This window comes from uncultured Eudoraea sp. (genome assembly GCF_947258525.1).
GTDB lineage: Bacteria > Bacteroidota > Bacteroidia > Flavobacteriales > Flavobacteriaceae > Eudoraea.
In genome coordinates this window covers 1-3958 of the sequence record NZ_CAMYIP010000032.1, presented here as the reverse complement: position 1 = coordinate 3958, position 3958 = coordinate 1, and the positions used below count along the sequence as shown (strand labels likewise).

The window sequence follows — 3958 nt, the reverse complement described above, 5'->3', positions numbered from 1 at the left end:
CTAAAACAAAAATCCCAACACCAAGTAGTGCTGGGATAGACTTATAATTCTAGTTGGCCTACTAGGACTCGAACCTAGAACGACTGGACCAAAACCAGCTGTGTTGCCAATTACACCATAGGCCAATAGTGTATAAGAACCCGCAAATTTAAGACAAACTTTTATTTGCACAAATATTTTGGATACAATCCACTAAAAAAAAGAGCTACTCTCTGCTGTTAAAGGTTTGACAAAATTATAAGCCCATATCTATTTAAATTAGTAAATTCGCCCAGACTGGTAAACTTCATTGTACATGTTTTCAAAGAATTTCGAGAAATGGGACACCATCCTTGGATGGGTCGTTTTTTTTATAGCCCTTATTACTTACGCTATTACCGTAGAACCCACAGGAAGTTTCTGGGATGCGGGTGAATATATTACAACTTCTGCGAAATTGCAGGTGGCACATCCACCTGGCGCACCTTTACTTCAAATGATCGGAGCTTTTTTTGCCATGTTCGCTTTTGAACCAGATCAGATAGCGCGGATGGTGAATTATGTTTCTGGGGTTTCCAGTGCTTTTACCATTTTGTTTATGTTCTGGACCATTACCAATATTACACGAAAGTTAATATCCAATAAAGAAGAATTCACCAATAGTAATGCATTCGCGGTTTTGAGCAGCGGCCTTGTTGGTGCTTTGGCATTTACTTTTTCAGACAGCTTCTGGTTCAATGCAGTAGAGACTGAGGTTTACGCCATGGCAAGTTTTATAATGGCACTGCTATTATGGCTGGGATTAAAATGGACGGATGATCTTGAGGATCCAAGAGGTAACCGATGGTTGATACTCATTTCCTTTGTTGTGGGCCTGACTTTTGGCATTCAATTTATGGGCTTTTTGGCAATTCCTACCATAGGTTTATTATACTATTTCAAAAAATATAAGACCACTACTGTTAAGAACTTTCTTATAGCCAATATCGCTGTAGTTGCTATATTAATGCTGGTCTATAAATTTTCGTTGACCTACGTCCTAAAATTATTTGGTTGGAGTGAAGTTTTCTTTATCAATAGCATTGGTTTACCCTTTAATTCGGGTACTGTGATTATGCTTTTAATTTTTATAGGGGCCTTTTACTATGGGTTGCGTTATACCAGAAAAAACAATTACAGAATAGCTAATACTTTGGTACTATGTACAATGTTTTTATTTCTTGGATTTTCTTCCTGGCTTATGTTGCCAATAAGGGCAAATGCCAATGTAGTAGTCAATGAAAATAATCCGGCAGATGCCAGATCCTTACTCGCCTATTATAACAGAGAACAATATCCACAAGTAGATAGTCCAATCTATGGCACATATTATTCGGATACGTTTGCCCCGGCAGGACCAGAAAAGGATGATAAACCCAAATATGAAAAAGATGAAGAGCTGGGCAAATACATTATTGTAAATAAATACAAGAATGCAATGCAGGGGCCCAATGAAGATCACAGGGGATTATTACCCAGAATGTGGAGTGATCAGAACGCTGAGAACTACATGAAATATTTTGGCCCTTTGAATTTTAGAATGAAGACATCAAATGAAGAGTTACGAAAAGCGGTTGCCCAGGTGAAATCTGGTCTTGCGAATGGGGAGATAGATGAGGAGCAATATATTGGTTTTTTACGCCAATTTGGAGAATATCTGGAAGTAGAACCCCCAAGTGTGTGGCAGAACATTAAATATATGTTTCAGTTTCAATTTGGCTATATGTACTGGCGTTATTTTATGTGGAATTTCGTAGGTAAACAAAACGACGTACAGGGCAGATATAATGGTAATGGTGAATGGTTAAGCGGAATTGGGTTTATTGACAGTCTTCGATTGGGAAGTCAGGAAAACCTACCTAAAGATGTCCTGGAAAACAAAGGAAGAAATACGTATTTCTTTTTGCCCCTGATCCTGGGAATAATAGGTTTGGTTTTCCAGTTCACAAAAGATCCCAAACAATTCTGGGCGCTTTTTGTCTTTTTTATTTTTACGGGACTCGCAATTCAATTTTATACAAATCCCTATATTTTTCAACCAAGGGAGCGGGATTATTCCCTTGTCGGTTCCTTCTATATTTTTGCCTTATGGATTGGTTTAGGCGTATATGGTTTATATGAAGAATTTAAAAAGTTCTTAAAGCCAAAAGTGCTTGGGCCGGTTATCCTTGCGATCTGCCTTTTGGCTGTTCCCGGAGTAATGGCCTTTCAGAATTGGGATGATCATGACCGTTCTAATCGCTATACCGCACGGGCAAGTGCCAAAGCTTACCTGGATTCATGTCAGGAAGATGCGGGGGCTATGTTATTTACAATAGGCGACAATGATACTTTTCCACTTTGGTATGTACAGGAAATTGAGGGATACCGTACCGATATACGCATAATTTGTACCAGCCTTTTCGCAACGGATTGGTATGTAGATCAAATGAAACGAAAAGCCTATAAAAGTGACCCTATACCCTCTCAACTGACACATGACCTTTATAGATATGGCAATAGGGATGTAATTTATTATCAGGGGCTTCCCGGTTTGGCTGAAAAAAGATGGAATATTAAAGATTTTATGAATTGGGTGGGCAGCAATAAGCCGCAAACAAAATTCAAATATATACTTGAAAAACAAGGTGCTGACCTGAGTGAATATTCTGAGAGCACATTAGATCTTGTTTATTATCCAACTAATAAAATCAGGGTCCCTGTGAATAAGAAAAATGTACTGGAAAGTGGCCTGGTTAAGGAAAAAGATTCTGCATTAATTGTTGATTATATTGATATTGATCTGCCGAAGAGTGCTTTACCAAAAAACAGGATTATGATGTTAGATATCATTGCCAATAATGATTGGAAGCGTCCAATATACTTTTCCGGCGGTAGTTTTGACAAGGCAGAATACATTTGGATGAAAGAGTATCTGCAACTTGAAGGATTGGCCTATAAATTAGTGCCCATCTATACCAAAAATCGAAGTTCTTTTGAGATGGGGCGAATAGATACCGAACTGATGTACGATATTGTAAAAGGATGGGATTGGGGCAATTCAGGAAGTTCAGATATCTATCATGATCCGCAAACCAGGTCACAAAGTTTATCATTCAGGGGCAATCTTGCACGATTAACGGAAGCTCTGATAAATGAAAATAAAATAGACAAAGCAAAGGATGTGATTAACATTGCCCTGACCAACATGCCTGTTGAAAACTACGGTTTTTATGCTTTTGTAGAACCTTATGTAGATAGTTATTATAAGGTGGGAGAAACAACAAAGGCCCGGGGTTTATTCTATAAATTAAGAGATATTTATCAGGATCGTTTAGACTATTATTCGAGCATTCCGCTAGATGAACAATATGACAATATCGAAGATATTATTGGCGATATGGAAGCTTATAGAAGAAACATTGATATTCTTATAGAGAATAATGACAGGGAAATTGCAGAAAAAGAAACTTTAATTTTTAATGAGCATATAGATAGGTTCAGTCATTTCTATGAAGATGAAGTAATAGAAGAACCGCCTTTAATGCAGCAATCCAATCCGGATATCGAAGATACTATGGAAGTTGAGCAAGATTCTTTTATGGACGAATGAGTAAGATTCTGACAATGAATTGGTCAGAGTCAACTAAGGTTAATTAAGTTTTAATTCAGAAGGAATTAGAGTAAATCTATTATTAAGATTTACAGGTATTCGTTTAGTATTCCAATAAGTGTATTTGCATCTTGTTCACCACTTTGTCTCCAAACCATTTCTCCTTTTTTGTAGATCATTAGGGTTGGAAGACCTTTAATTCTAAGTGCTTGAGACAATTCTTTATTCTTATCCACGTCTATTTTAATGACCTTTCCTTTATCACCTAAGGCGGCCGCTACATCCCTTAGCACCGGGTGCATTGAAGTAGATTGCTCATTCCATTCAGCATAAAAGTCAAGTAACACG

General features: G+C 37.5%; 2 protein-coding genes and 1 tRNA gene. 1 reads left to right on the top strand and 2 read right to left on the bottom strand.

Annotation, left to right across the window (positions count from 1 at the left end; all coding sequences use genetic code 11):
• Positions 1–53 precede the first annotated feature (53 nt).
• A tRNA-Gln gene (locus Q0X89_RS02370) sits at positions 54–125 on the bottom strand.
• Positions 126–295: 170 nt separating this feature from the next.
• On the opposite strand from Q0X89_RS02370, the gene Q0X89_RS02365 reads away from it, so the two are divergent.
• The gene (locus tag Q0X89_RS02365) at positions 296–3610 is read left to right on the top strand and encodes a DUF2723 domain-containing protein (RefSeq protein WP_297691005.1); all 3315 of its coding nucleotides are present in this window, start codon (positions 296–298) and stop codon (positions 3608–3610) included.
• 89 nt (positions 3611–3699) lie between these two features.
• Here the strand turns inward: Q0X89_RS02365 and Q0X89_RS02360 are convergent, their stop codons facing one another.
• Positions 3700–3957 (bottom strand): co-chaperone YbbN, encoded by a 258-nt coding sequence (locus tag Q0X89_RS02360; RefSeq protein WP_297691004.1) that lies wholly within the window; start codon positions 3955–3957, stop codon positions 3700–3702.
• Between the last annotated feature and the right edge of the window lies 1 nt (position 3958).